The organism is Flavobacterium sp. 25HG05S-40 (assembly GCF_052654735.1).
In genome coordinates, this window is record NZ_CP199750.1 from 223,008 (window position 1) to 243,332 (window position 20,325).

Consider the following 20,325-nt stretch of genomic DNA (forward strand, 5'->3'; position numbering starts at 1 on the left):
TCAGTTCGCTGCGCTCGGGTCTTCTTTAGACAAATGTTCCGGTTCGTTCACGATCATGTTTTGTCGCATCGCATTGAAATAAGCTGCCCGGCTGAGAGGTTCGTATTCTTCTGTTTCACCCAGCATGACTAATTTATCATTATCATTTTTTCGGAAACTGTAGTGCGCCAGATTCCCGGTTCGGGTACACACGGCGTGTACTTTGGTAACATATTCTGCAGTTGCCATCAGGGCCGGCATCGGGCCAAAAGGATTGCCTTTAAAATCCATGTCTAATCCGGCCACAATTACGCGAATTCCGGAGTTGGCCAAATCATTACAAACCGCAACAATTTCATCGTCAAAAAACTGCGCTTCATCAATACCAACTACATCACAACCTTGCGCTAAGATTCGGATATTGGCGGCCGCAGGAACCGGAGTGGAACGAATTTCATTTTTGTTGTGCGAAACCACCATTGCTTCATCATATCGAGTATCGATTGACGGCTTGAAAATTTCCACTTTTTGTTTGGCAAACTGAGCTCTTTTCAATCGACGTATCAGCTCTTCGGTTTTGCCCGAAAACATGGAACCGCAGATCACTTCAATCCACCCAAATTGTTCTTTATGATTTACAGTATTTTCGAGAAACATTTTGTATTTTTCTTGCGCTAAAAATGAATAGTTTTTATTACTTTGTAACGATTACAAATCGACTTAAAATTTTCTTAGTTTTACGTCGATTCAAATGTAGAAAAATTTTAATTAAGGTAACTTCTTCCCATGATTAAATAAATGGATACGAAGAAAATTAACTGAAGCACCAGCAATTTCAAATTAATATGAAAAAAAGATTAGAAGCCGAATTAATCAGCATTGCACACCGAATTTTAAAGCTTAAAAACAAGTCGGAAGTAGACCAATTGTATAAGGAAACCCAAAAATTATACGAAACGTTGTCGGTTTTAAAGTTTTATCAGGACAATTTTGAATCGGTAAAATCAGATTTGAAACTAGATGCTTTAGAAGAAAAACTAGCGCAGGCTCATGAGCAGGAATCAGTGGTAGTGGCTGAAGTTAAGGAAACCAATGTTGAGGTAGTGCCGGAAACAGATACCGTTATTGAAGAAACACAGTCAGAAACTGAAGCCGATGATGTAGAAGAGCAAATTCAACCCGAAACTGAGGAAGAAATTGAAGAAGCACTAGCTGAAGAAGCGTTGGTTTCAGAAGAACCTGAAGCAAGTTTAGAAGAAGAAACGCCACTTGAAGAGCCTACTGTTGTAGAGGAAGAAGAGACTGTTGTTGATCCAAAACCTGCATTTGAGCCTATTTTTCAATTGGACGTAGAGGAAGAGGAAGAAGCCGAAATAGCAGTAGCCGAAACAGCTTCAGAGGTACAACCTAAGGAAAAATTAGAGGATATGATTGGCAATTACGCTGATCCAGTTTTTGTGAAGCCCAATGAAGTAACTTTATTTCCAACAGAAATCAAAGAAGAAGAAACTACAAAAGAGGAAGCGCCAAAATCAGCTATTGTAAATGATACGCATTCAAAATCAATTGCGATTGGACTGAACGACAGAATTGGTTTTGTACAACATCTTTTTAACGATAGCAATGAAGATTTCAATCGAGTGATTTCTCAATTAAACACCTTTGATACTTTTGAAGAAGCCAAAGCATTTATTAATGATATGGTTATACCGGATTACAACTATTGGGTTGGAGAGGAAGACTACATCGAACGCTTTATGGAAATTGTGGAGAAAAAATTCCAGTAAATGGCAAAATTATACCTAGTTCCAACGCCTATTGGCAATCTTGATGACATGACTTTCAGAGCCATTAAAGTGCTGAAAGAAGTAGATTTGATTTTGGCCGAAGACACACGAACCAGTGGTAAACTCCTGAAGCATTTTGACATTGCCACACACATGCACAGTCATCACATGCACAACGAACACAAAACCGTTGAAAATCTGATTAAGCGATTACAGGCTGGTGAAAGTATTGCCTTAATTTCTGATGCCGGAACTCCGGCCATTTCTGACCCTGGGTTTTTACTGACCAGAGCTTGTGTAGAAAACGGTATTGAAGTCGATTGTTTACCTGGTGCTACCGCATTTGTACCAGCTTTGGTGAACAGTGGTCTACCTAATGACCGTTTTATTTTTGAAGGTTTTTTACCTGAAAAGAAAGGAAGACAAACCCGATTTTTGGCTTTAGCCGAAGAAACCCGAACGATGATTTTTTATGTTTCACCGCATAAATTAGTAAAGACTTTGGCCGAATTTGTACAGTATTTTGGCGCCGACAGATCCGTTTCGGTTTCCAGAGAATTATCAAAACTGCATGAAGAAACCATCCGCGGAACAGCTGAAGAAGTTTTAAAACATTTCGAAGCCAAGCCACCTAAAGGTGAGATTGTACTGGTTGTTGGAGGGAAGATTATAGAAGCAAGAAGCAAGAGGCAAGAAGCAAGAGAAGAATAAAATCTTTTTTTCTTGCAGCGTAGCGGTCTTGCATTTTTCAGCGAAGCGTTCTTTCGTCTAATTCACTTCCAAATCCACAAACGAAAACGAATTCCCGCTGAACAATCCTTTGTCAGACAATTTTAAATCAGGAATTACCAATAAAGCCATAAACGAAAGCGTCATAAAAGGGGCTTTTAAATTACTTCCTAATTGTTTTGACATCGCATCAATTTCCTGATATAAACGTCCGGCTTCCCAACCGTTCTGGTCGCTCATGATTCCGGCCACTGGCAAGGCTAATGATTTGCTTTCTAAACCATTCACGGCGCAAACGCCACCTTTATTTTCGATTAGAATATTCACGGCTTTACAGATTTCCTCATCAGAAGTTCCCACTACTACTATGTTATGACAATCGTGTGCTACCGAACTCGCAATCGCACCTGTTTTCAATCCAAAGTTTTTGATAAAAGCAATGGCCGGTTGTGCGTCTTCATATCGGTTGACAACTGCCATTTTGAGAATGTCATTTTCGACATCGGAAACAAGCATTCCATTTTTGATTTTTGGTTGGCAATGGATTTCGTTAGTGATTAATTGTCCTTCCAAAGCTTCGATTACCCTTATTTTTTCGGCTGCACCTGAAATTTCAAAATCGGTGACTTCCTTTTTCGATGTATTGAAATTATTCGGCTTTTCGAAATCGACATGTTTTACAAAAGATTGTCCTTTATCGGCAACCAATTCGCCATTGATGTAGGTTTGTAACACGTTAAAATCGATTAAATCTTCTACAACTATAAAATCGGCGGCATCATTTTTTTGCAACAATCCAACCTCCATTTTATAATGTTTTACTGGATTGATACACGCCATTTGTAGGACTTTGAAAACATCAAAACCTTTGGCAACCGCTCTTTGGCATAGCAAGTTGATATGACCGATAATCAAATCGTCAGGATGTTTGTCATCGGAGCAGAACATCATATTTTGATAGTTTTCGGGCAACAAATCAATTAAAGCGTTAAAATTCTTGGCAGCACTTCCTTCCCGAATCAGCACTTTCATTCCAAGCGATAATTTTTCGGCAGCTTCATCATAGGTAAAACACTCGTGATCGGTCGAAATTCCGGCCGAAATGTATTTTTTAATAGGTCCACCTCGCAATCCAGGCGCATGACCATCTACAGGTTTATTGTAGTGTTTGGCCCATGCTATTTTTTTCAGTACTTCTTCGTCATCAGACAACACTCCAGGATAATTCATCATTTCAGACAAATAGTAAATATCGGGAGACGCCATCAATTCCTTGATTTGCTCGGAATCAATTATGGCTCCGGCTGTTTCAAAAAAAGTTGCCGGAACACAGGATGGAGCTCCAAAGTGAAATTTCAACGACACTTTTTTGCCGTTATCAATCATGTAATCCACGCCGTCTTTTCCGAGTACATTCGCAATTTCATGCGGGTCAGAAATCGTTCCGATGGTTCCGTGCAGCACCGCTAGTTTTGCAAATTCAGAAGGCACCAGCATCGAACTTTCGATGTGAATATGAGCATCAATAAAACCGGGAAGAATAAAGGTTTTAACGTTATGTTCTTTTTCAATTATGGAACTGATTCTACCATTTTCTACTTTAATTTCACCCGAATAAATTCGTCTGTTTTCGATGTCTACGATTTGACCTTGGATCTGCATTTGGAATGGATTTAGTCCTCCAAAAGTAGCAATATTAATTTGGTTTGGAGTTAACAAAATATATACAAAAACTACCTCTTTCTTTATAGCCATTCGTGTATTTTTGTTAAAAATAATTTAGAATTCAAAATTCAAAATTTACAATTCAAAAAATGCGCTGGACACTTAAACCCAAACCTTCCCATAAAAAAGTAACTTCATTAGCTTCTGAACTAAATGTCAGTGAGTTGATTGCGTCCTTGTTAGTACAAAGAGGTATTGAAACGTATGAAGAAGCGCGACAATTTTTCCGACCTAGTTTGAGCGATTTGCACGATCCTTATCTGATGAAAGATATGGATAAGGCGGTTTCTCGAATAGAAAAAGCGATTGCTAGTGGAGAAAACATTTTGGTTTTTGGAGATTATGATGTCGATGGAACAACAGCCGTTTCCCTGATGTCAAGCTATTTGAGAAGTTATTGTGAGAATGTAGCAACGTATATTCCCGATCGTTATGACGAAGGTTACGGAATATCCTTCAAAGGGATTGATTTTGCAGATGACAATGGTTTTACGTTGATTATTGCGTTGGATTGTGGCATCAAATCGATTGACCATGTGGCTTATGCGAAAGAAAGAGCTATTGATTTTATTATTTGTGACCACCATCGTCCGGGCGACACATTGCCCGAGGCTGCTGCAGTTCTAGACCCGAAGCGGGAAGATTGCCATTATCCTTATGACGAATTGTGTGGTTGTGGAGTTGGTTTTAAACTCGTTCAGGCATTGGCACAGAATAGAAATCAAGGGATTGAAGATTTGCTTCCGTATCTCGATTTGGTGGCTACAGCTATTGGTGCCGATATTGTTCCGATTACGGGAGAAAATAGGGTTTTGGCTAAATTCGGATTAGGTGTTATCAATACCTCTCCGCGTCCCGGAATCAAAGCTTTAGTTCAGAATGTCAAGAAAAAAGTATTGACCATTACCGATGTTGTATTTATTATTGCACCCCGAATCAACGCAGCGGGCAGAATCAAACACGGCAATGAAGCGGTGGCTTTACTGACCGAATTCAATTTGGAACAGGCTGAAATTTTTGCCTCAGAAATTGAAAAACACAACGCAGACCGAAAAGATTTAGACAAACAAATTACTTATGAAGCACTTAGACAAATTGAAAAAAATAATGAGCAGCAAGACTTTTCTACTGTTGTTTATAGCGAAAATTGGCATAAAGGTGTTATTGGTATTGTGGCTTCTCGATTGACAGAAACCTATTATCGACCAACGATAGTTTTTACCAAAAGCGGTGATAAATTGGCTGCATCAGCACGATCTGTAAAGGATTTTGATATCTATAATGCCTTAGAAAATGTTTCAGAACATTTAGAGCAGTTTGGCGGACACATGTATGCTGCAGGAATGACCCTCAAAGAAGAAAATTATCCAGCTTTTAAAGAGGCGTTTAATAAAACGGTCGAAGCAACGATACACCCTGACTTATTAATTCCGGAAATTGCCATCGATGCTGAAATTGATTTAGAAGATATCAACGAAAAATTAGTGCGTCTGTTGCATCAATTTGAGCCTTTTGGACCACAGAATATGGCGCCTGTTTTCTTGACAAAAGATGTTAAAGATACGGGTTACGCAAAAGCTATTGGAACCGAAGAAGAGCATTTGAAATTGTATGTAAAACAAAGAAACTCCACTGGGTTTGGTGCCATTGGATTTCGCTTAGGCAGCAAATTAGAATTAGCAAAAGATAAAAAATCTATTGCTATCGTGTATCACATTGATGAAAATGAGTTTAACGGAAATGTGTCGGTGCAGTTGCGCTTGAAGGATTTGAGATGAAATTAATACTCCTTCAATTCAAAAGAGGTTCCGTCAAAAACACCATACGTAAAATACCCAATCCAATCGCCAAGATTGACGTATTCAGCGTTTTCGCCAACTTTTATAATCATTGGTAAATGACGGTGGCCAAAAACAAGGTAATTATAGTGTTTGGTTTCGAGTTTTCGTTTGGAATATTGTACCAGCCATTCGTTATCTTCTCCAAGAAATTTCACATCAGCTTCGCCCGAAATCAGCTTGTTTTTTATCGATAAATATTGTGCCAGTTTCATCCCAATATCCGGATGTAGCCAACGGTAGAGCCATTTTGAAAATGGATTGGTGAACACTTTTTTCATGCGTTTGTATCCTTTATCGCCTGGACCTTTTCCGTCTCCGTGACCAATCAAAAACCTTTTGCCGTTGAATTCATATTCCTGATTGTCTCGATAGACTGGGATATTAAGTTCCTTTTCAAAATAATCACTCATCCACAAATCGTGATTGCCTACAAAGAAATAAATCGGAATACCACTGTCGCGGATTTCAGCCAGCTTGCCTAAGACTCTCACGAAACCTTTCGGTACAACGGTTTTGTATTCAAACCAAAAATCAAACAAATCGCCCAAAAGAAAAATACACTCGGCATCTTTTTTTACTTCATCCAACCAGGCAACAAATTTTTGTTCCCGCGGAAAACTGGCTTCCGGTGTAGGAGCACCAAAATGTTGGTCGGAGGCAAAATATATTTTTTTGTTGAGAGAAATAGTCATTAATACTTTAGGTTATTCGTTATCGGAAGCATACCATTCGGCAAAAGAGGTGTCGGTTTCCTGTAGTTTAAGCGAATGTAATTGAATGCCAGCAGGCAAACGATTCTTTATCTTTTGTGCAAAATCGGTTACCATATTTTCGCTTGTGGGCTGATAATCTACTAATATCACATGATGTCCACGGTTTTTCAATTCGGCAGCCAGTTCAACATGAGGCGTATTTTGATTAAAAACGGTAGCGTGGTCAAAAATATCTACAATTTCCTCTTTTACAATTTTTTTCAAATCAGAAAAGTCGATTACCATTCCAAACTTTACATTGGTGTTGTCCGAAATGGGTTTCCCAATAACCGTCACAGATAGTTTATAGCTGTGTCCGTGTACGTTTTTACATTTGCCGTCATAACCGTAAAGGGCATGTCCGGTTTCGAAAGAAAATTGTTTGGTAATTCGGATGTTACTCATTAGAGAAGTTTTTTACGCTGCAAATTTACTAAAATAAAGCTATTGGTCGTTTCGTCTTTTTTTGGCGCGATGATAAAGAAAATAGGCAACTCCTGCTAAAACGGCAAAAGGTAAAATATAGCCTATCCAAACTCCGATTAAATAGCCATCATCAGGAGCACTTTTTATTTTCTCATCAATGTTGACTTGTTGGAAAAGCAAAATCAGACTCATATGCTATTTTTTGAATTCGTTTAAGGCATTTTTGGTAAAATCAGAAAGCACCAATTTACCCGAAATAGCGGCTCTTTCGTATAATAATTGGTCCCAATGTTCCGTATCTTCCCAAAAGACTTTCTTCATTTTAGACAACGCTTCTGGGTTATACGAAGCCAATCGGGTTGCAAGATGTTCGACCGCTTCATTAACTTCGGCCTGACTATCGAAAATGTCTGCATATAAACCTTTTGAAAGAGCCCAATCTGCAGTTTGCCATACGTTAGGTTGTAAAGTCATTTCGCTCATCGCGATTTTACCCATTTTTCTCGACACAACCGGTTCAATCACAAACGGACCGATGCCTATAGCTATTTCGGATAATTTAATAGCAGCATCCTGATAAGCAAAGGCAATATCACAGGCCGAAATTAATCCAACGCCACCACCAACAGCTTTTCCCTGTACTTTTCCGATGATGATTTTAGAACATTTTCGCATAGCGTTGATAACATCGGCGAAGCCAGAAAAGAATTTTTTACCGGCTTCAAAATCGGTCACCGAAAGTAATTCGTCAAAAGAGGCGCCAGCGCAAAAGGTTTTTCCTTCGCTTTGTAGGACTACTACGTTCACATCTGCATTATTTGAAATCTTATGCAATTCGGAGGTTAATTTTTGCAATAAATCACTTGGAAATGAATTGCTCGCAGGATGACTAAAAGTTATTGTTGCGATTTTATTTTGAATACCAATGGAGATGTCTCCGGCTGTAGCTATGCCCATTTTTTAAAAGAATTTTAGCAAATTTAAGCAAAAAAAAGAAGGTTGCTTTTTTGAGCAACCTTTTATTTATCTATAGCAATACCGTATTATGGATTCTCTTCAAATTCCTGATCTTCATTGGCATGAGAAGCTCTGGTATTTATAGCAACATTGTCGCTACCCACCAAAAAAGCTACAAAATTAAGATTCGAAGCGTTTTCTATATTTGCTGGAACAGGTATTGAAAAGTTTCTAGTAATGGTGCTTCCAGCTTCGGTATTTTCGGTGATGGCATCTCCAAGAATGTTCGTCATAGCAGCTCTTAACACATGATTATGTGTGTAGGCTGGAATTGGATTCACATTGTCATAATACGTAGTGTAATTACGTTGTAGATATACTAAGTCATCTTCTAAAAGATATACCACCAGTTTTAAATCGGTGAAGTTTAGTGCAAATTTGATGTTAACATCAAGATTAATCATGCCGTTTTCAACAGTAGAATTCATGGCGATTCCTAATCCAGAGTTATTTCCTGTTAGGTTAATGGCTTCTTGTGTGTTTGTTGGTTCTGGGAAAGTCCAAACATTCATTCGATTTAGTCGTGAAACGGGTAAAGCCAAAGGGCTATTTGGTAAAATTAAATTTTTTAGAGGCGCAATTCCATCAAAATGATAAGGATCATTTCCGTTATGAATGGCAACAGTTACTGCTTTGTCAGTCTCTGTATTAACTTGGTCAATCGCATAGGCTACTCGGGTACAATTTCCACACCATGTTCCGGTATAATCTTCGATTAAAACTCTCTTTTTGAAATAACCAGAAATAGGGGGTGTATCTACACTCCCATCAGGAATGTTTTCAACCACATTGGTTTCTCCACAAGAAATGAAAAGAACAGATAGGAAAAGCAAACTTAAAAAAGATGATTTTTTCATGATTAATTATTGAGTAATGAACATTATAGTACAAAAAAATAAAAAAAAATTCAATATTTTATAACTTAATTCAGTTATTTGCGATAAAATTAATCAAACCATGAAGAACTTTATTTTTTGCTTATTATTTATAGGAATAAATTTAAATGCCCAAAGTAATTTACCCAATGTACCTCTTACTAATCTTGAAGGAAAAAAAGTATCCTCAACAGCTGATTTTTCGGAGAAAGACCAATTATATGTGTTCTCGTTTTGGGCTACTTGGTGTACACCTTGTATAAGCGAATTAGACGAAATCAACGATTTAATGCCTCAATGGAAAAAAGAAGTAGATTTTAAAATGGTAGCCGTTTCTATAGATGATTCGAGAACGCAAAAAAGAGTAAAACCCTTGATTAATGGTAAAGGATGGGAATTTGATATTCTGTTAGATTCCAATCAGGATTTTAAAAGAGCGCTATCCATAGTAAATGTTCCTTACACGATTGTCGTAAAAAACAATAAAATCGTACACGTTCAAAACGGATATGTGCCAGGTAACGAAGTAGAATTATTAGAAAAATTGAAATCTCTTAAATAATGAAGAAAGTAGTTCGCTTAATTTGCCTTTCCTTATTACCCGTTTTATCCTTTTCACAACAAAACAACAGCGTTTTTTCCGGAGGTTTTGAATCGAATGCTCAATGGTATTTGAATGATAAAGGCTTGAAAGATGAGTTTAATAATCCGACTTCACATCCTGAAGATCCGCTTCGATCGAACAATTATCTTTTTGTGAATTATGCCTATAAAAATTGGTCGTTTGGTATTCAAGGAGAAAGTTATGTGCAAAATGCCTTGTTGAATATGAATCCAAAATACAATGAAACAAACGTCGCTACCTATTTTGCTCGATATAAAACAGAGAAAATTGACATTACGGCGGGTTACTATTACGAACAATTTGGTAGCGGTTTATTATTGAGGTCATGGGAAGACAGAGCTTTGGGAATCAACAATGCGTTGCGTGGCGTGAGAATCATTTTCAAACCATTAGATTTTATTACGTTAAAATCAGTTTATGGTCAACAAAGAACAGGTTTTGATGTAACCGATAGTAAAATTTATGGTCTTGATTTGGAGTTTGATTTAAAAACGGCTTTTAAATTCCAAACTTCTGATTTGACGGTTGGATTTAGTTATGTAGGTCGAGACGAAGAAGTAGATCTTCCTGTTCAGGATTTTGAAGATTTAACCAATGCTTTTGCCGGAAGAGTCAGCTTTTCTCACAATGCTTTTTACATCAGTTCAGAAATGAATTATAAAGCTAAAGATGCTGTTGTTCAGGTAAACAATCAAGTGAATAACAGACTGGTAAAACAGGGAAGTGCTTTATTGTTAAATACAGGCTATTCTAAAAAAGGATTTGGTATTGATGCCACCTTCAGAAGATTAGAAAACATGAGCTTTTTTTCGGAAAGAGGCGCGAAAGGAAATGATTTTAATGACCGACTTATGAATTTCATTCCGAGTTTAACCAAGCAACAGCACTACAATCTGGCAAATATTTATGTTTATCAGGCACAACCTGGTGTGTTTTTAGCGGATGAAGATTTAGTTAAAGCTGGAGAAATTGGAGGACAATTGGATTTGTTTTATGATTTCAAAAAAGGAACAGCTTTAGGAGGTAAAAACGGAATGAAAATCGCTTTGAACATGTCTAGTTGGAATGCTTTAAGCGGTACATTCTATATTTTCAATCCACAAGATTACCAAACAGACTTTTTCAGTTTCGGTAAAAGATATTACACCGATTTTAATGTTGAAGTCACCAAAAAATGGAATAATAAGTGGCAGTCAGCATTCAGTTACATCAATCAGTATTACAACAAACAGATGGTGGAAGGAACGGATGGCGTCGTGTATTCGGATATTGTCGCAGCAGAAGCTACGTATAAATTTACAGCTACTAAATCCATCCGAGTGGTCGGTGAACACATGTGGGCGAATTATGAAAAAAAGAATTGGGCAAGTGCTACAGTCGAATTCAACCTAAATTCTAAATTCTCTTTTTACGCGGTGGATTTGTACAATTATGGCAACGAATTGGAATACCAACGAAATCATTATTACAATTTTGGAGGTTCTTTCAGAAAAAAAGCTACCAGAATTGCTTTAAGCTATGGTAGACAACGTGGAGGATTGGTTTGTGTAGGCGGTGTTTGTAGAAATGTTCCTGAAAGCTCCGGAATATCGTTATCATTAAATACATCATTTTAAAAAGTATCACTTGAAAAAAACAGGAAGTAGAATAGTTGTTTTAGTAATGATGCTATCTTTTTATACTTCTTGTACTAAAGAAGAATATACTAGAATAGAGGAATCTCCTGTTGTGGTTGATTTAACTCAGGTTCCGTATCCTAAACTTTCGGATTATAAGTTTTTTGAGGGTGATTTAAAAAATCAAAAACCTTCGTTCGGTGTACTACCTTATCAACCCATAAGCGAACTTTTTACCGATTATGCTCAAAAAAAGCGCTTTGTTTGGTTGCCCAGTGGGACAAAAGCTATTTATAATGGCGATGGTAATGTTCTAAACTTACCCGTGGGAGCAGCACTTATAAAGAACTTTTATTACACGAAGGTACAGCCTAATAATTCCACGAGGATTATTGAAACCCGGATTATGATTCGCAAAAGTAATGAATGGATTTTTGCAGAATATGTTTGGAATGAAGATCAATCGGAAGCTTTTCTTACTACTCAAAGAGCAGTAACAACTATTTCCTGGCGAGATGAAACCAATGTCATCAGAACTATTAATTACAAAATCCCATCAGTAACATTAGATTGTATCCGATGCCACGGATTATTGAATGGAGAGCGAGAACCGATTGGTATTAAACCTCAAAATATCAATAGTAATTTTAGCTACAGTACTGGTGCCAAAAATCAATTGCAAAAACTAATAGAACTCGGTTATCTGGAAGATAATTTACCAAACGCTATCACAACGGTTGTGGATTATAAAGATACCACAAAATCAATTGATTTAAGAGCTCGTTCTTATTTTGATAGTAATTGTGCCCATTGCCATAAAGATGGTGGAGAAGCGGAACATTTTTCATTACGTTTTGCTTTCAATCAAACTACTGATATTGAAAATATGGGTGTAAGTATGCCTGCAGAACATTCTTTGGCGGGATACAACGGAAGAATTGTATATCCTAACAATGTAAACCAATCTATTTTACACTACCGAGTAAATACCGAAACAGATAACTTTTATATGATGCCACCATTAGGCCGAACCATAAAACATGACGAAGGTGTTCATCTGTTAGAAGACTGGATAAATTCATTATAACAAAAAAGGCTCCAAATTTTGGAGCCTTTTTAATAATAAATAGAATGTCTTATTTTTTTAAGATTTTTTTAGTCGAAACTCTTCCTTCTTCTGAAGTGAATTTCAAAATAAACACTCCAGAACTTAGATTCGAAACATCAACTGTTTGGACTCCATATTCAAGTTTTTTGCTGTAAACTAATTTACCGGTGATATCATACAATGTCATTTGGCTTGGCTTTAGAACATCTAAAGAAAGTTCATTATTAACCAAAGTAGACTTAACAATCACACCAGAAGTTTCTAACTGATTGATGTCGTCAATAGACAATGTCGAATCATATCTATAAGTCATAGTAATCGAATTGCTAACTTCATTCCCTGTCCCATTAATTTGGTAAAATCTAAACACAAAATCTTTTGGTAAATTACCTGTTCCGGCATTGGTGTTTAATAAATGGTCAAAATTTCCATTTCTTCCGTTAGGACCTAATATTACAGGGATACTCGGGTAGATTTCTCCTTGTTCCACATTAGGAAGACATTCATTGCCAAAGCAAAGTTCAAATCCTGTCCCATCGTTATTTATTAGTGCCTCACAAGCTATTTTTACATTAGTACTTGTGGTTGAGGATAAATTGGTAACATAAAAATCCATTTCACAAGCAGGGTAAACGACCGTATTAAACGCCACCACCTGACCATCTACAATAGGACTTCCGTTACGTCTAGATAAAGCTATTTGTGCTTGCATGGCACTTACAAAGAAGACAAAAACTAAAAGTAAAATTTTTTTCATAGTGATAATTTAAAAATAAGTAGGGAATTGTAACAACTCCCTACTTATGGTGTTAGTTCAAAATAATTTTTTCTGTTTTAATGGCGTTTTCTCCACTAATTTTAGCAAAATACACTCCATTTTGAATGGATGATAAATTGATTTGAGTTTCATTTGTTGCCTGAGAAACACTGTAAACGCTCTTTCCAGTAATATCAAAAATTTCGATGTCTACTGGAATTTCTGTTGCGATTCTGACAATGCCTTTTGAAGGGTTTGGATATAGTTTCACAGATGAAAGAACATCAAACTGCCCAGTTCCTAAAGTTGAATCAACTGCATAACCAGCTTGCATGATTGCTTTACCAGAAGGGTTTTGTATAAATACTACAACTTCTAAATCTGACAATTCTTCTACAAACGTACTGCCTAAGTCAACTTGTAAATTAGTAGTTGAAGCAACGTCATGAACTAGATTAAGAGTAGTTCCGCTTGCATCAGGCATCATTTTCATCATAACATTATGGAATTCTACTTCACCATTACTGTCAGCATTATTGTAGGTGTTTTTTTCAACAACAGCGGCATATAATTTATAAGTTCCTGTAACAAATGGAGTAACATCAACCTGAACACTCATAGTGCTTCCCACTAAAGTTTTAGTTGCTGTCATATTGAAGTAAGCTGGAACTCCCATTTGCTGATTTAATTTAACACCTAATTCAGAAGTTGTATTAAAAGCACCAGTTACTTCATTATTTGTACCATCTTTAGAGTCTACCAATAATGTTGGCGCACCGCTAATTCCATAGTAACCTACTCTAGAACCTGTTTCAAGTGTATAATATGGATCTCCAGTTCCAGGCCAGTTTACCTGATAACTAATAAGCGCAAAATCTTCTTCACGATTACTCAAGAAGCTGTTAAAACTATTGGTATTAAAAGAATAACAAGGTGGACATGTTGAACTTGAGAATTTTTCGTAAAGCGGGAAACGTGTGGATGTATTGCTATATACAGAAATTGGTCTAGTGATTATGTCATTGGTTGTATCAGCATCAGCTCCGTTGTTATTAACGTTACTAATAGATAATTTTAAACTGTAATATCCTGGAGTCGTAGCCCAAGTATTAGTGTGATTAAACGCATAGCTTTGTCCTGGAGCAATGCTCAATCCTGTAAAAGATTGTGTGTAGATTGTACCTGAATCAACTTGCCAATTTGCGTCAAAAGAAGTTACCGTTGTAGAACCTGAATTCTTAAACGTTCCAGCTACAGTTGTATTTCCAACCGGGACGTATGAATTTACACTTAATAAACGTAATTCTCCATCCATGGCAGGAATTTGCTCAATAGTAACTTCATCAATAAATATGTTGTTACCATATTGTGAAGTTCCTAAGAAGTGAATAAATCCTGTTCCACTGATAGTTCCCGGAATATCCATTGAATAAGAATACCATCCATCTTCAGTTTCCGTTGGAGCTAATGAACGGGAACGATTTACGGTTCCTAATAGCGTTCCACCTGCAGCATTTGTTGTGTTGTAGTAAAGTTTAACGTTGTCAGCATCACCTGCATAAGCATTGTCTCTGAACATTTTAAATTTAACTCTATAACTAGCACCTGCGAATGTAATTGCCGGAGAAGTTAAACGAGCAGTTGTACCTGCTGGCAAGTTATACGAATAAAACCGTGCCATACCAGCACCTGCAAAAGGGGAACATGCTGGTGCACCACCAGTAGTTCTTCTTGACCAAGCGGTTGTTGAAGAGGCAGTCCAACCAAGAGCAGCATCAAAATTTTGTGAAGCTATAATTTGAGCTTCTGAAAGAACGGACATTAAAAGAAATGTCAAAAGTAAAGTAGTTTTTTTCATAAATAATTGAAGTAGTGTTAGTTTAATGTTAATAAAATTGCACAAGTATACTAAAAAAAAGTATATAAATTTTAAATAAATTTATATGCAAGATGTTTTTGTTTAAATATAACTAAAATAAGTATATTTGCTCACTTAAATTTTGGGGATGTAGCTCAGCTGGTTAGAGTGCTTGCCTGGCAGGCAAGAAGTCGTGGGTTCGAGTCCCATCTTCTCCACAAATAAAAAGCCGAAGGACAATACTTCGGCTTTTTGTTTTAAACTTTTTTAAAAGACTTGTCAAAAGAATCTGAGTCTTTTGTTGTTCTCAAAAATCGAAAGTCTCTTTTTTAGCTTTATTTTCCGTTCTTTAAATCTTCGGCTACTTTTTCAAGTTCTGCATACCATTCTTCTCCAAAGCGGCGAACCAAAGCTTCTTTTACAAATTTATAAACAGGAACTTCCAGCTCTTTCCCCAACGAACAAGCAGGACTACAAATATCCCATCGATCATAATTCACCGCGGCAAATTCAGTAAAATCTTTTACACGAATAGGGTACAAGTGACAGGAAACAGGCTTTTTCCAAGCAATAATTCCTTGATTATAGGCTTGTTCAATACCACAAAGGGCTGTTTTTCCATCAAAAATCACATAAGCACAATCCTTATTGTCAATCAGAGGTGTTTCTAAATCCTGATCGGTTCCAACCACCCAAGTGCCCAATCTTTCAATAACCTCAATGCCTTCTTTGCGCAGAAATGGTTTTACTTTAGGATAAATCTCTTCTAAAATTTTTGTTTCTGCTTCTGTTAAAGGTGCGCCAGCATCACCATCTACACAACAGGCACCGTGACAGGCCGAAAGATTACAAACAAAATCTTTTTCAAGAATGTCTTCAGAAACGATGGTTTTTCCTAATTGAAACATGATGTTTTAGAAATTAAATTTCGTGCAAAAGTAAGTATTTTGATGTTGGATTTCAGGGTTTACATTTTGATATTTGCTACATTTGAAAAAAGAAATCTATGAACTTTGATTTTAGAGAAATAGCAACAACAACAATGGTACTTTTTGCGGTGATAGATATCGTGGGAAGTATTCCTGTAATTATCGGGTTGAGGTCAAAATTTGGACACATCCAGTCGGGTAAAGCCTCGTTAGTATCCGCGGGAATCATGATCGCGTTTTTGTTTGTTGGAGAAGAAATCTTAAAATTAATCGGAATTGATGCCAATTCGTTTGCTGTAGCAGGTTCGTTTGTGTTGTTCTTTATGGCTTTAGAAATGATACTCGGAATCCGATTGTATAAAGATGATCATGCCACTTCAGCTTCGGTAGTTCCGATTGCTTTTCCATTAATTGCCGGAGCTGGAACGATGACGACTTTACTTTCGTTGCGCGCCGAATTTCAATCGATTAATATTATCGTAGCCATAATTTTGAATATTATTTTGGTGTATTTGGTTTTGAAATCTTCGGCTAAAATTGAAAAAATGTTGGGTGAAAACGGGCTAAGTATCATTAGAAAAGTGTTTGGCGTGGTGCTTTTAGCTATTGCTGTTAAATTATTTGCTGCTAATGTTAAAGGGCTGTTTGCATAATCTTAAATTTTAGTATTTTTGTTGTCTAAATATACTTCATGAAAATTTTCACCGCGATATTAATTGTTATTGCCATTGGGCTTGTTATTTTCAATTTGACTTTGTTAGATTTTGAAAAACCTCTAGAAGGTAATAGTATGGCTGCGCTTATCGGAATTGCCGCATCGCTTTGTGCTATTCTTATTCTTCTGATTTTCAGAATGTCCAAAAACATAGAAGAAAAACTAAAAAACTAATGAGATGTTTGATGTGCTAATCATTGGCGGAGGCGTTTCTGGAATGTCTTGTGCTCTAGTTTTAGGCTCTGCTCATAAAAAAGTTTTTGTTCAGGATAAAAAAATCGGAATCATAACCCATCAAAAAACATCAAGTCTTCAGGAGGCTTTGTTCAATAATGCTTATGGCATTCCTGCCGGAAAATTAGGGTCTGAATTGTTGACCGAAAGTGTGCAGCATTTACAAGAATTGTATCCTCATGTTACCCAAATTGATGGCGAAAAAGTACTAAAAGTATCCGGTGAATTCCCTAATTTTACTGTTACTACCAATAAAAATTCATATCAAACCAAAGCATTAGTTCTTGCCCTTGGGTATTCCAATACTTTCGATATCGACGGTTTGATGCACTATGTGGAACCGCACAAAAAAGCGGCTGTAGAGAAACAGCGCATCCAATTACAAAATGAAGATCATAAAGTAGCTGATGGTATTTATGTGGCCGGAACTTTAGCAGGTTGGCGCAGTCAGTTGGCCATTGCTGCCGGAAGCGGTGCTGCCGTCGCAACCGATATTCTAACGTTTTGGAATAACGGAATTGCAGCTCAAAGCCACGATTCTATCAAAAAGTAGTTTCCTTTTTTCAAGGTTTAAACTTTCCCACAATAATAATTTTATTATCTTGCTAATCCATTTGGCACTAGTGCTGTTTAAACCAAACCAATTGTTATGAAAAAATTACTCTTGCTTGCGATAATCCTTAGTTCTACTACTATTTTTTCACAAAAAATTACAGATACCATTTTCTCTAAAAGACTCAACGAAGAAAGAGAAATCAAGATAGGTTTGCCACCATCATACGACAAGCATCCCAATCAAAAATTTCCCATTTTGCTATTGCTGGATGGAGATTTTTTGTTTGATCCCTTTCAAGGAGCATTAAGCTATGGCTATTATTGGGATGATTTGCCGGAAGTCATTATCGTTGGAATTACACAAAACAAAAATAATGAGCGTGAGACGGATTGTATGGTAGATGAAACTACAGGTTTGCCATTAGATAAAGGGGAAGATTTCTTTGAATTTATCGGAATGGAATTGTTGCCCTATATTGAAAAGAGTTATAGAACCGCACCTTTCAAAATGATTGCAGGTTTGGACATTACCGCAGGGTTTTTAAATTTATATTTATACAAAGACAATCCAGTCTTTGATGCCTATATCTCGATGAGTCCGGAACTTCCTGCCGGCATGGAAGAGCAAATTCCGGAGCGATTGAATGCTATTCAAAAACCACTTTTTTATTACCACTCTTCTGCTGATGGAGATGTTAAAAAAATGCGTAATCGAATTATTGCTCTGGATGAAGTCGCCAAAAACATTAAAAAAGAGACACTCAATTATCGGTTTGATGACTTTAAAGGCGCCTCACATTATTCGTTAGTATTGAATTCAATACCAAGTGCTTTGTACCAAATATTTTCGGTGTATCAGCCGATTTCCATCACCGAATTCAATGAAAAAATTGCAACACTGACTTCAGGATATGCGGATTATTTGATTAAAAAATATGACGTAATCGAAAAATCGTTTGCTTTAAAATTACCCATTCGTTTGAATGATTTTAAAGCTATTGAAGCCGCAATTCTTAAAAATAAAGCGTATGAAGAGTTTGATAAATTGGCTCAATTAGCTCGAAAAAATTATCCAAAAGCAATGCTTGCGGACTATGAACTAGCTCAGATGTACGAGAAGAAAGGAGATAATGCCAGAGCCGTTAAATCGTATTTGAGTGCCTTTCAACGCGAAGAAATTGGTGACTTGACCAAAGACATGATGATTGAAAGAGCCGATGAATTGAAAAAATCATTACCTAAAAAAGGAGATAAAGGTAAAAAAGTAGCCGAAGAACCAGTAGTGGAAGAACCAGCACCAACCGAAGGAACTCCAACTGAAGGAACTCCAACTGAAAATCCACCAAGCGAAGCACCAACCGAAGAAAAAAAGCAGGAATAATACTCGAATAAATTCAGCCTTAATGTCAAAAGTTAAAACAACTTTTTTTTGTCAAAACTGTGGTGCGCAATATGCCAAATGGCAGGGACAGTGTAATTCATGCAAAGAATGGAATACCATTGCGGAAGAAATTATTCAAAAGGAAGAAAAAGCAAGTTGGAAGCCTTCTAGTACCGACTCAAAAAGAGTTTCCAAACCTTTAAAAATCAAAGAAATTGATTCGACTCAGGAAGTGCGTATGGATACTACTGACGGCGAATTAAACCGAGTGCTTGGTGGCGGAATTGTCCCTGGTTCTTTAATCCTTTTAGGTGGTGAACCCGGAATAGGAAAAAGTACGCTACTGTTGCAAATTTCTTTAAAATTGCCCTACAAAACTTTATATGTTTCTGGTGAGGAAAGTCAGAAACAAATCAAAATGCGCGCAGAAAGGATTAATCCCGATAGTGATAACTGCTATATTTTAACAGAAACGAAAACGCAAAACATCTTCCGTCATATTGTCGAAACCGAACCTGATATTGTTATTATTGATTCGATTCAAACCTTGCATACAGATTATATAGAATCGACAGCAGGAAGTATTTCACAAATCAGGGAAACTACGGCCGAATTGATAAAATTTGCCAAAGAAACTAATATTCCTGTGATTTTAATCGGTCATATCACCAAAGATGGAAACATAGCTGGACCTAAGATTTTGGAACATATGGTGGATACGGTTTTGCAGTTTGAAGGCGATAGAAATCATGTATACCGAATTTTACGTTCGCTCAAAAACCGTTTTGGATCAACCGCTGAGTTAGGTATTTATGAAATGCAGGGTTCGGGTTTAAGAGAAGTCTCCAATCCATCAGAAATATTGATTTCTCATCGTGAAGAAGAGCTTTCTGGAACTGCAATTGCCTCGACTTTGGAAGGAATGCGACCGTTAATGATTGAAATTCAAGCCTTGGTTTCTACCGCAGTATACGGAACGCCACAACGAAGCACCACAGGTTATAATGCCAAAAGACTGAATATGATTCTAGCTGTCTTGGAAAAACGCGCCGGCTTCCGATTGGGAACCAAAGATGTATTTCTGAACGTAACAGGCGGAATTTCAGTAGATGATCCGGCAATTGACTTGGCTGTGGTCGCAGCTATATTATCTTCCAACGAAGATATTGCTGTGGGCAAAGACGTTTGTTTTGCAGGCGAAGTAGGTCTTTCGGGCGAAATTCGTCCGGTAAATAGAGTGGAACAACGGATTCAAGAAGCGGAAAAACTAGGGTTTTCAACTATTTTTGTTTCTAAATATAATAAGATTGCTACTAAGTTTCCAGGTATAAAAGTGGTTCTAGTTTCCAAAATTGAGGAAGTTGTAGAGCAGCTATTTGGATAAAAACCAAAGCTTTAAATTGTGTAAACAATTCT

General features: G+C 37.0%; 21 protein-coding genes and 1 tRNA gene. 12 read left to right on the plus strand and 10 right to left on the minus strand.

The genetic code is table 11. The annotated features are described in order from the left end of the window. A complete protein-coding gene (locus ACULEU_RS00955) occupies positions 1 to 636 on the minus strand; it encodes a thymidine kinase (RefSeq protein ID WP_445453590.1) in 636 nt (211 codons plus the stop codon). Positions 637 to 824: 188 nt separating this feature from the next. On the opposite strand from ACULEU_RS00955, the gene ACULEU_RS00960 reads away from it, so the two are divergent. Continuing rightward, positions 825 to 1,766 carry a hypothetical protein gene (locus tag ACULEU_RS00960; protein ID WP_445453591.1) on the plus strand — a complete coding sequence of 314 codons (942 nt, stop codon included), beginning with the start codon at positions 825 to 827 and terminating at the stop codon, positions 1,764 to 1,766. Then, entirely contained in the window at positions 1,767 to 2,477 is a 711-nt protein-coding gene (rsmI, locus tag ACULEU_RS00965; protein WP_445453592.1) for a 16S rRNA (cytidine(1402)-2'-O)-methyltransferase, read from the plus strand. It abuts the gene before it with no gap. A gap of 57 nt (positions 2,478 to 2,534) precedes the next feature. Here rsmI and ade read toward each other — a convergent pair whose 3' ends face one another. After that, complete coding sequence (gene ade, locus ACULEU_RS00970; protein WP_445454872.1) at positions 2,535 to 4,157, minus strand: adenine deaminase; 1,623 nt, start codon at positions 4,155 to 4,157, stop codon at positions 2,535 to 2,537. 152 nt (positions 4,158 to 4,309) lie between these two features. Here ade and recJ point away from each other — a divergent pair, with 152 nt between their 5' ends. Continuing rightward, entirely contained in the window at positions 4,310 to 5,998 is a 1,689-nt protein-coding gene (recJ, locus tag ACULEU_RS00975; RefSeq protein ID WP_445453593.1) for a single-stranded-DNA-specific exonuclease RecJ, read from the plus strand. A gap of 2 nt (positions 5,999 to 6,000) precedes the next feature. Here the strand turns inward: recJ and ACULEU_RS00980 are convergent, their stop codons facing one another. From ACULEU_RS00980 to ACULEU_RS01000, 5 genes are all read right to left on the minus strand, one after another. After that, positions 6,001 to 6,753, minus strand: coding sequence for a UDP-2,3-diacylglucosamine diphosphatase (locus ACULEU_RS00980; RefSeq protein ID WP_445453594.1), 753 nt, complete (start codon positions 6,751 to 6,753; stop codon positions 6,001 to 6,003). Positions 6,754 to 6,765: 12 nt separating this feature from the next. Continuing rightward, entirely contained in the window at positions 6,766 to 7,218 is a 453-nt protein-coding gene (locus tag ACULEU_RS00985; RefSeq protein ID WP_445453595.1) for a 6-pyruvoyl trahydropterin synthase family protein, read from the minus strand. A gap of 39 nt (positions 7,219 to 7,257) precedes the next feature. Then, entirely contained in the window at positions 7,258 to 7,431 is a 174-nt protein-coding gene (locus tag ACULEU_RS00990; RefSeq protein ID WP_445453596.1) for a hypothetical protein, read from the minus strand. Positions 7,432 to 7,434: 3 nt separating this feature from the next. Continuing rightward, positions 7,435 to 8,196, minus strand: coding sequence for an enoyl-CoA hydratase/isomerase family protein (locus ACULEU_RS00995; protein WP_445453597.1), 762 nt, complete (start codon positions 8,194 to 8,196; stop codon positions 7,435 to 7,437). A gap of 86 nt (positions 8,197 to 8,282) precedes the next feature. Next, positions 8,283 to 9,113 (minus strand): Omp28-related outer membrane protein, encoded by an 831-nt coding sequence (locus tag ACULEU_RS01000; protein ID WP_445453598.1) that lies wholly within the window; start codon positions 9,111 to 9,113, stop codon positions 8,283 to 8,285. A 100-nt stretch (positions 9,114 to 9,213) separates the two neighbouring features. On the opposite strand from ACULEU_RS01000, the gene ACULEU_RS01005 reads away from it, so the two are divergent. From ACULEU_RS01005 to ACULEU_RS01015, 3 genes are read left to right on the plus strand one after another with little or no spacing between them, the layout of a single operon-like run. Next, a complete protein-coding gene (locus tag ACULEU_RS01005) occupies positions 9,214 to 9,693 on the plus strand; it encodes a TlpA family protein disulfide reductase (RefSeq protein WP_445453599.1) in 480 nt (159 codons plus the stop codon). Then, positions 9,693 to 11,372, plus strand: coding sequence for a DUF6029 family protein (locus tag ACULEU_RS01010; protein WP_445453600.1), 1,680 nt, complete (start codon positions 9,693 to 9,695; stop codon positions 11,370 to 11,372). The genes ACULEU_RS01005 and ACULEU_RS01010 overlap by 1 nt, the downstream gene beginning before the upstream one ends. 10 nt (positions 11,373 to 11,382) lie before the next feature. Further along, on the plus strand, positions 11,383 to 12,459 hold the full coding sequence (locus tag ACULEU_RS01015; RefSeq protein WP_445453601.1) for a hypothetical protein: 1,077 nt from the start codon (positions 11,383 to 11,385) through the stop codon (positions 12,457 to 12,459). Between the two features lie 49 nt (positions 12,460 to 12,508). Here the strand turns inward: ACULEU_RS01015 and ACULEU_RS01020 are convergent, their stop codons facing one another. Next, positions 12,509 to 13,237 carry a T9SS type A sorting domain-containing protein gene (locus ACULEU_RS01020; protein ID WP_445453602.1) on the minus strand — a complete coding sequence of 243 codons (729 nt, stop codon included), beginning with the start codon at positions 13,235 to 13,237 and terminating at the stop codon, positions 12,509 to 12,511. Between the two features lie 52 nt (positions 13,238 to 13,289). Further along, a complete protein-coding gene (locus ACULEU_RS01025; RefSeq protein WP_445453603.1) occupies positions 13,290 to 15,095 on the minus strand; it encodes a T9SS type A sorting domain-containing protein in 1,806 nt (601 codons plus the stop codon). 144 nt (positions 15,096 to 15,239) lie between these two features. On the opposite strand from ACULEU_RS01025, the gene ACULEU_RS01030 reads away from it, so the two are divergent. After that, positions 15,240 to 15,313 (plus strand) — tRNA-Ala (locus tag ACULEU_RS01030). Between the two features lie 117 nt (positions 15,314 to 15,430). On the opposite strand, the gene ACULEU_RS01035 is transcribed toward ACULEU_RS01030, so the two are convergent. After that, positions 15,431 to 16,003, minus strand: a complete 573-nt coding sequence (locus tag ACULEU_RS01035; protein WP_445453604.1) for a DUF3109 family protein — start codon at positions 16,001 to 16,003, stop codon at positions 15,431 to 15,433. A 98-nt stretch (positions 16,004 to 16,101) separates the two neighbouring features. Here ACULEU_RS01035 and ACULEU_RS01040 point away from each other — a divergent pair, with 98 nt between their 5' ends. From ACULEU_RS01040 to radA, 5 genes are all read left to right on the plus strand, one after another. Further along, positions 16,102 to 16,677: a MarC family protein gene (locus tag ACULEU_RS01040; protein ID WP_445453605.1), complete on the plus strand. Its 576-nt coding sequence runs from the start codon at positions 16,102 to 16,104 to the stop codon at positions 16,675 to 16,677. A gap of 38 nt (positions 16,678 to 16,715) precedes the next feature. Beyond that, entirely contained in the window at positions 16,716 to 16,913 is a 198-nt protein-coding gene (locus ACULEU_RS01045) for a hypothetical protein (RefSeq protein ID WP_445453606.1), read from the plus strand. A 4-nt stretch (positions 16,914 to 16,917) separates the two neighbouring features. After that, entirely contained in the window at positions 16,918 to 17,526 is a 609-nt protein-coding gene (locus ACULEU_RS01050; protein WP_445453607.1) for an FAD-dependent oxidoreductase, read from the plus strand. 96 nt (positions 17,527 to 17,622) lie between these two features. Further along, complete coding sequence (locus tag ACULEU_RS01055) at positions 17,623 to 18,909, plus strand: alpha/beta hydrolase-fold protein (RefSeq protein ID WP_445453608.1); 1,287 nt, start codon at positions 17,623 to 17,625, stop codon at positions 18,907 to 18,909. Positions 18,910 to 18,931: 22 nt separating this feature from the next. Then, positions 18,932 to 20,293, plus strand: coding sequence for a DNA repair protein RadA (gene radA, locus ACULEU_RS01060; protein WP_445453609.1), 1,362 nt, complete (start codon positions 18,932 to 18,934; stop codon positions 20,291 to 20,293). Positions 20,294 to 20,325: the final 32 nt, after the last annotated feature.

Excerpts from the sequence above, each read along its gene's own strand:
- ACULEU_RS00955 (WP_445453590.1), bottom strand. The coding sequence starts at position 636 with ATGTTTCTCGAAAATACTGTAAATCATAAAGAACAATTTGGGTGGATT.
- ACULEU_RS00960 (WP_445453591.1), top strand. The coding sequence starts at position 825 with ATGAAAAAAAGATTAGAAGCCGAATTAATCAGCATTGCACACCGAATT.
- rsmI (WP_445453592.1), top strand. The coding sequence starts at position 1,767 with ATGGCAAAATTATACCTAGTTCCAACGCCTATTGGCAATCTTGATGAC.
- ade (WP_445454872.1), bottom strand. The coding sequence starts at position 4,157 with ATGCAGATCCAAGGTCAAATCGTAGACATCGAAAACAGACGAATTTAT.
- recJ (WP_445453593.1), top strand. The coding sequence starts at position 4,310 with ATGCGCTGGACACTTAAACCCAAACCTTCCCATAAAAAAGTAACTTCA.
- ACULEU_RS00980 (WP_445453594.1), bottom strand. The coding sequence starts at position 6,753 with ATGACTATTTCTCTCAACAAAAAAATATATTTTGCCTCCGACCAACAT.
- ACULEU_RS00985 (WP_445453595.1), bottom strand. The coding sequence starts at position 7,218 with ATGAGTAACATCCGAATTACCAAACAATTTTCTTTCGAAACCGGACAT.
- ACULEU_RS00990 (WP_445453596.1), bottom strand. The coding sequence starts at position 7,431 with ATGAGTCTGATTTTGCTTTTCCAACAAGTCAACATTGATGAGAAAATA.
- ACULEU_RS00995 (WP_445453597.1), bottom strand. The coding sequence starts at position 8,196 with ATGGGCATAGCTACAGCCGGAGACATCTCCATTGGTATTCAAAATAAA.
- ACULEU_RS01000 (WP_445453598.1), bottom strand. The coding sequence starts at position 9,113 with ATGAAAAAATCATCTTTTTTAAGTTTGCTTTTCCTATCTGTTCTTTTC.
- ACULEU_RS01005 (WP_445453599.1), top strand. The coding sequence starts at position 9,214 with ATGAAGAACTTTATTTTTTGCTTATTATTTATAGGAATAAATTTAAAT.
- ACULEU_RS01010 (WP_445453600.1), top strand. The coding sequence starts at position 9,693 with ATGAAGAAAGTAGTTCGCTTAATTTGCCTTTCCTTATTACCCGTTTTA.
- ACULEU_RS01020 (WP_445453602.1), bottom strand. The coding sequence starts at position 13,237 with ATGAAAAAAATTTTACTTTTAGTTTTTGTCTTCTTTGTAAGTGCCATG.
- ACULEU_RS01025 (WP_445453603.1), bottom strand. The coding sequence starts at position 15,095 with ATGAAAAAAACTACTTTACTTTTGACATTTCTTTTAATGTCCGTTCTT.
- ACULEU_RS01035 (WP_445453604.1), bottom strand. The coding sequence starts at position 16,003 with ATGTTTCAATTAGGAAAAACCATCGTTTCTGAAGACATTCTTGAAAAA.
- ACULEU_RS01040 (WP_445453605.1), top strand. The coding sequence starts at position 16,102 with ATGAACTTTGATTTTAGAGAAATAGCAACAACAACAATGGTACTTTTT.
- ACULEU_RS01045 (WP_445453606.1), top strand. The coding sequence starts at position 16,716 with ATGAAAATTTTCACCGCGATATTAATTGTTATTGCCATTGGGCTTGTT.
- ACULEU_RS01050 (WP_445453607.1), top strand. The coding sequence starts at position 16,918 with ATGTTTGATGTGCTAATCATTGGCGGAGGCGTTTCTGGAATGTCTTGT.
- ACULEU_RS01055 (WP_445453608.1), top strand. The coding sequence starts at position 17,623 with ATGAAAAAATTACTCTTGCTTGCGATAATCCTTAGTTCTACTACTATT.
- radA (WP_445453609.1), top strand. The coding sequence starts at position 18,932 with ATGTCAAAAGTTAAAACAACTTTTTTTTGTCAAAACTGTGGTGCGCAA.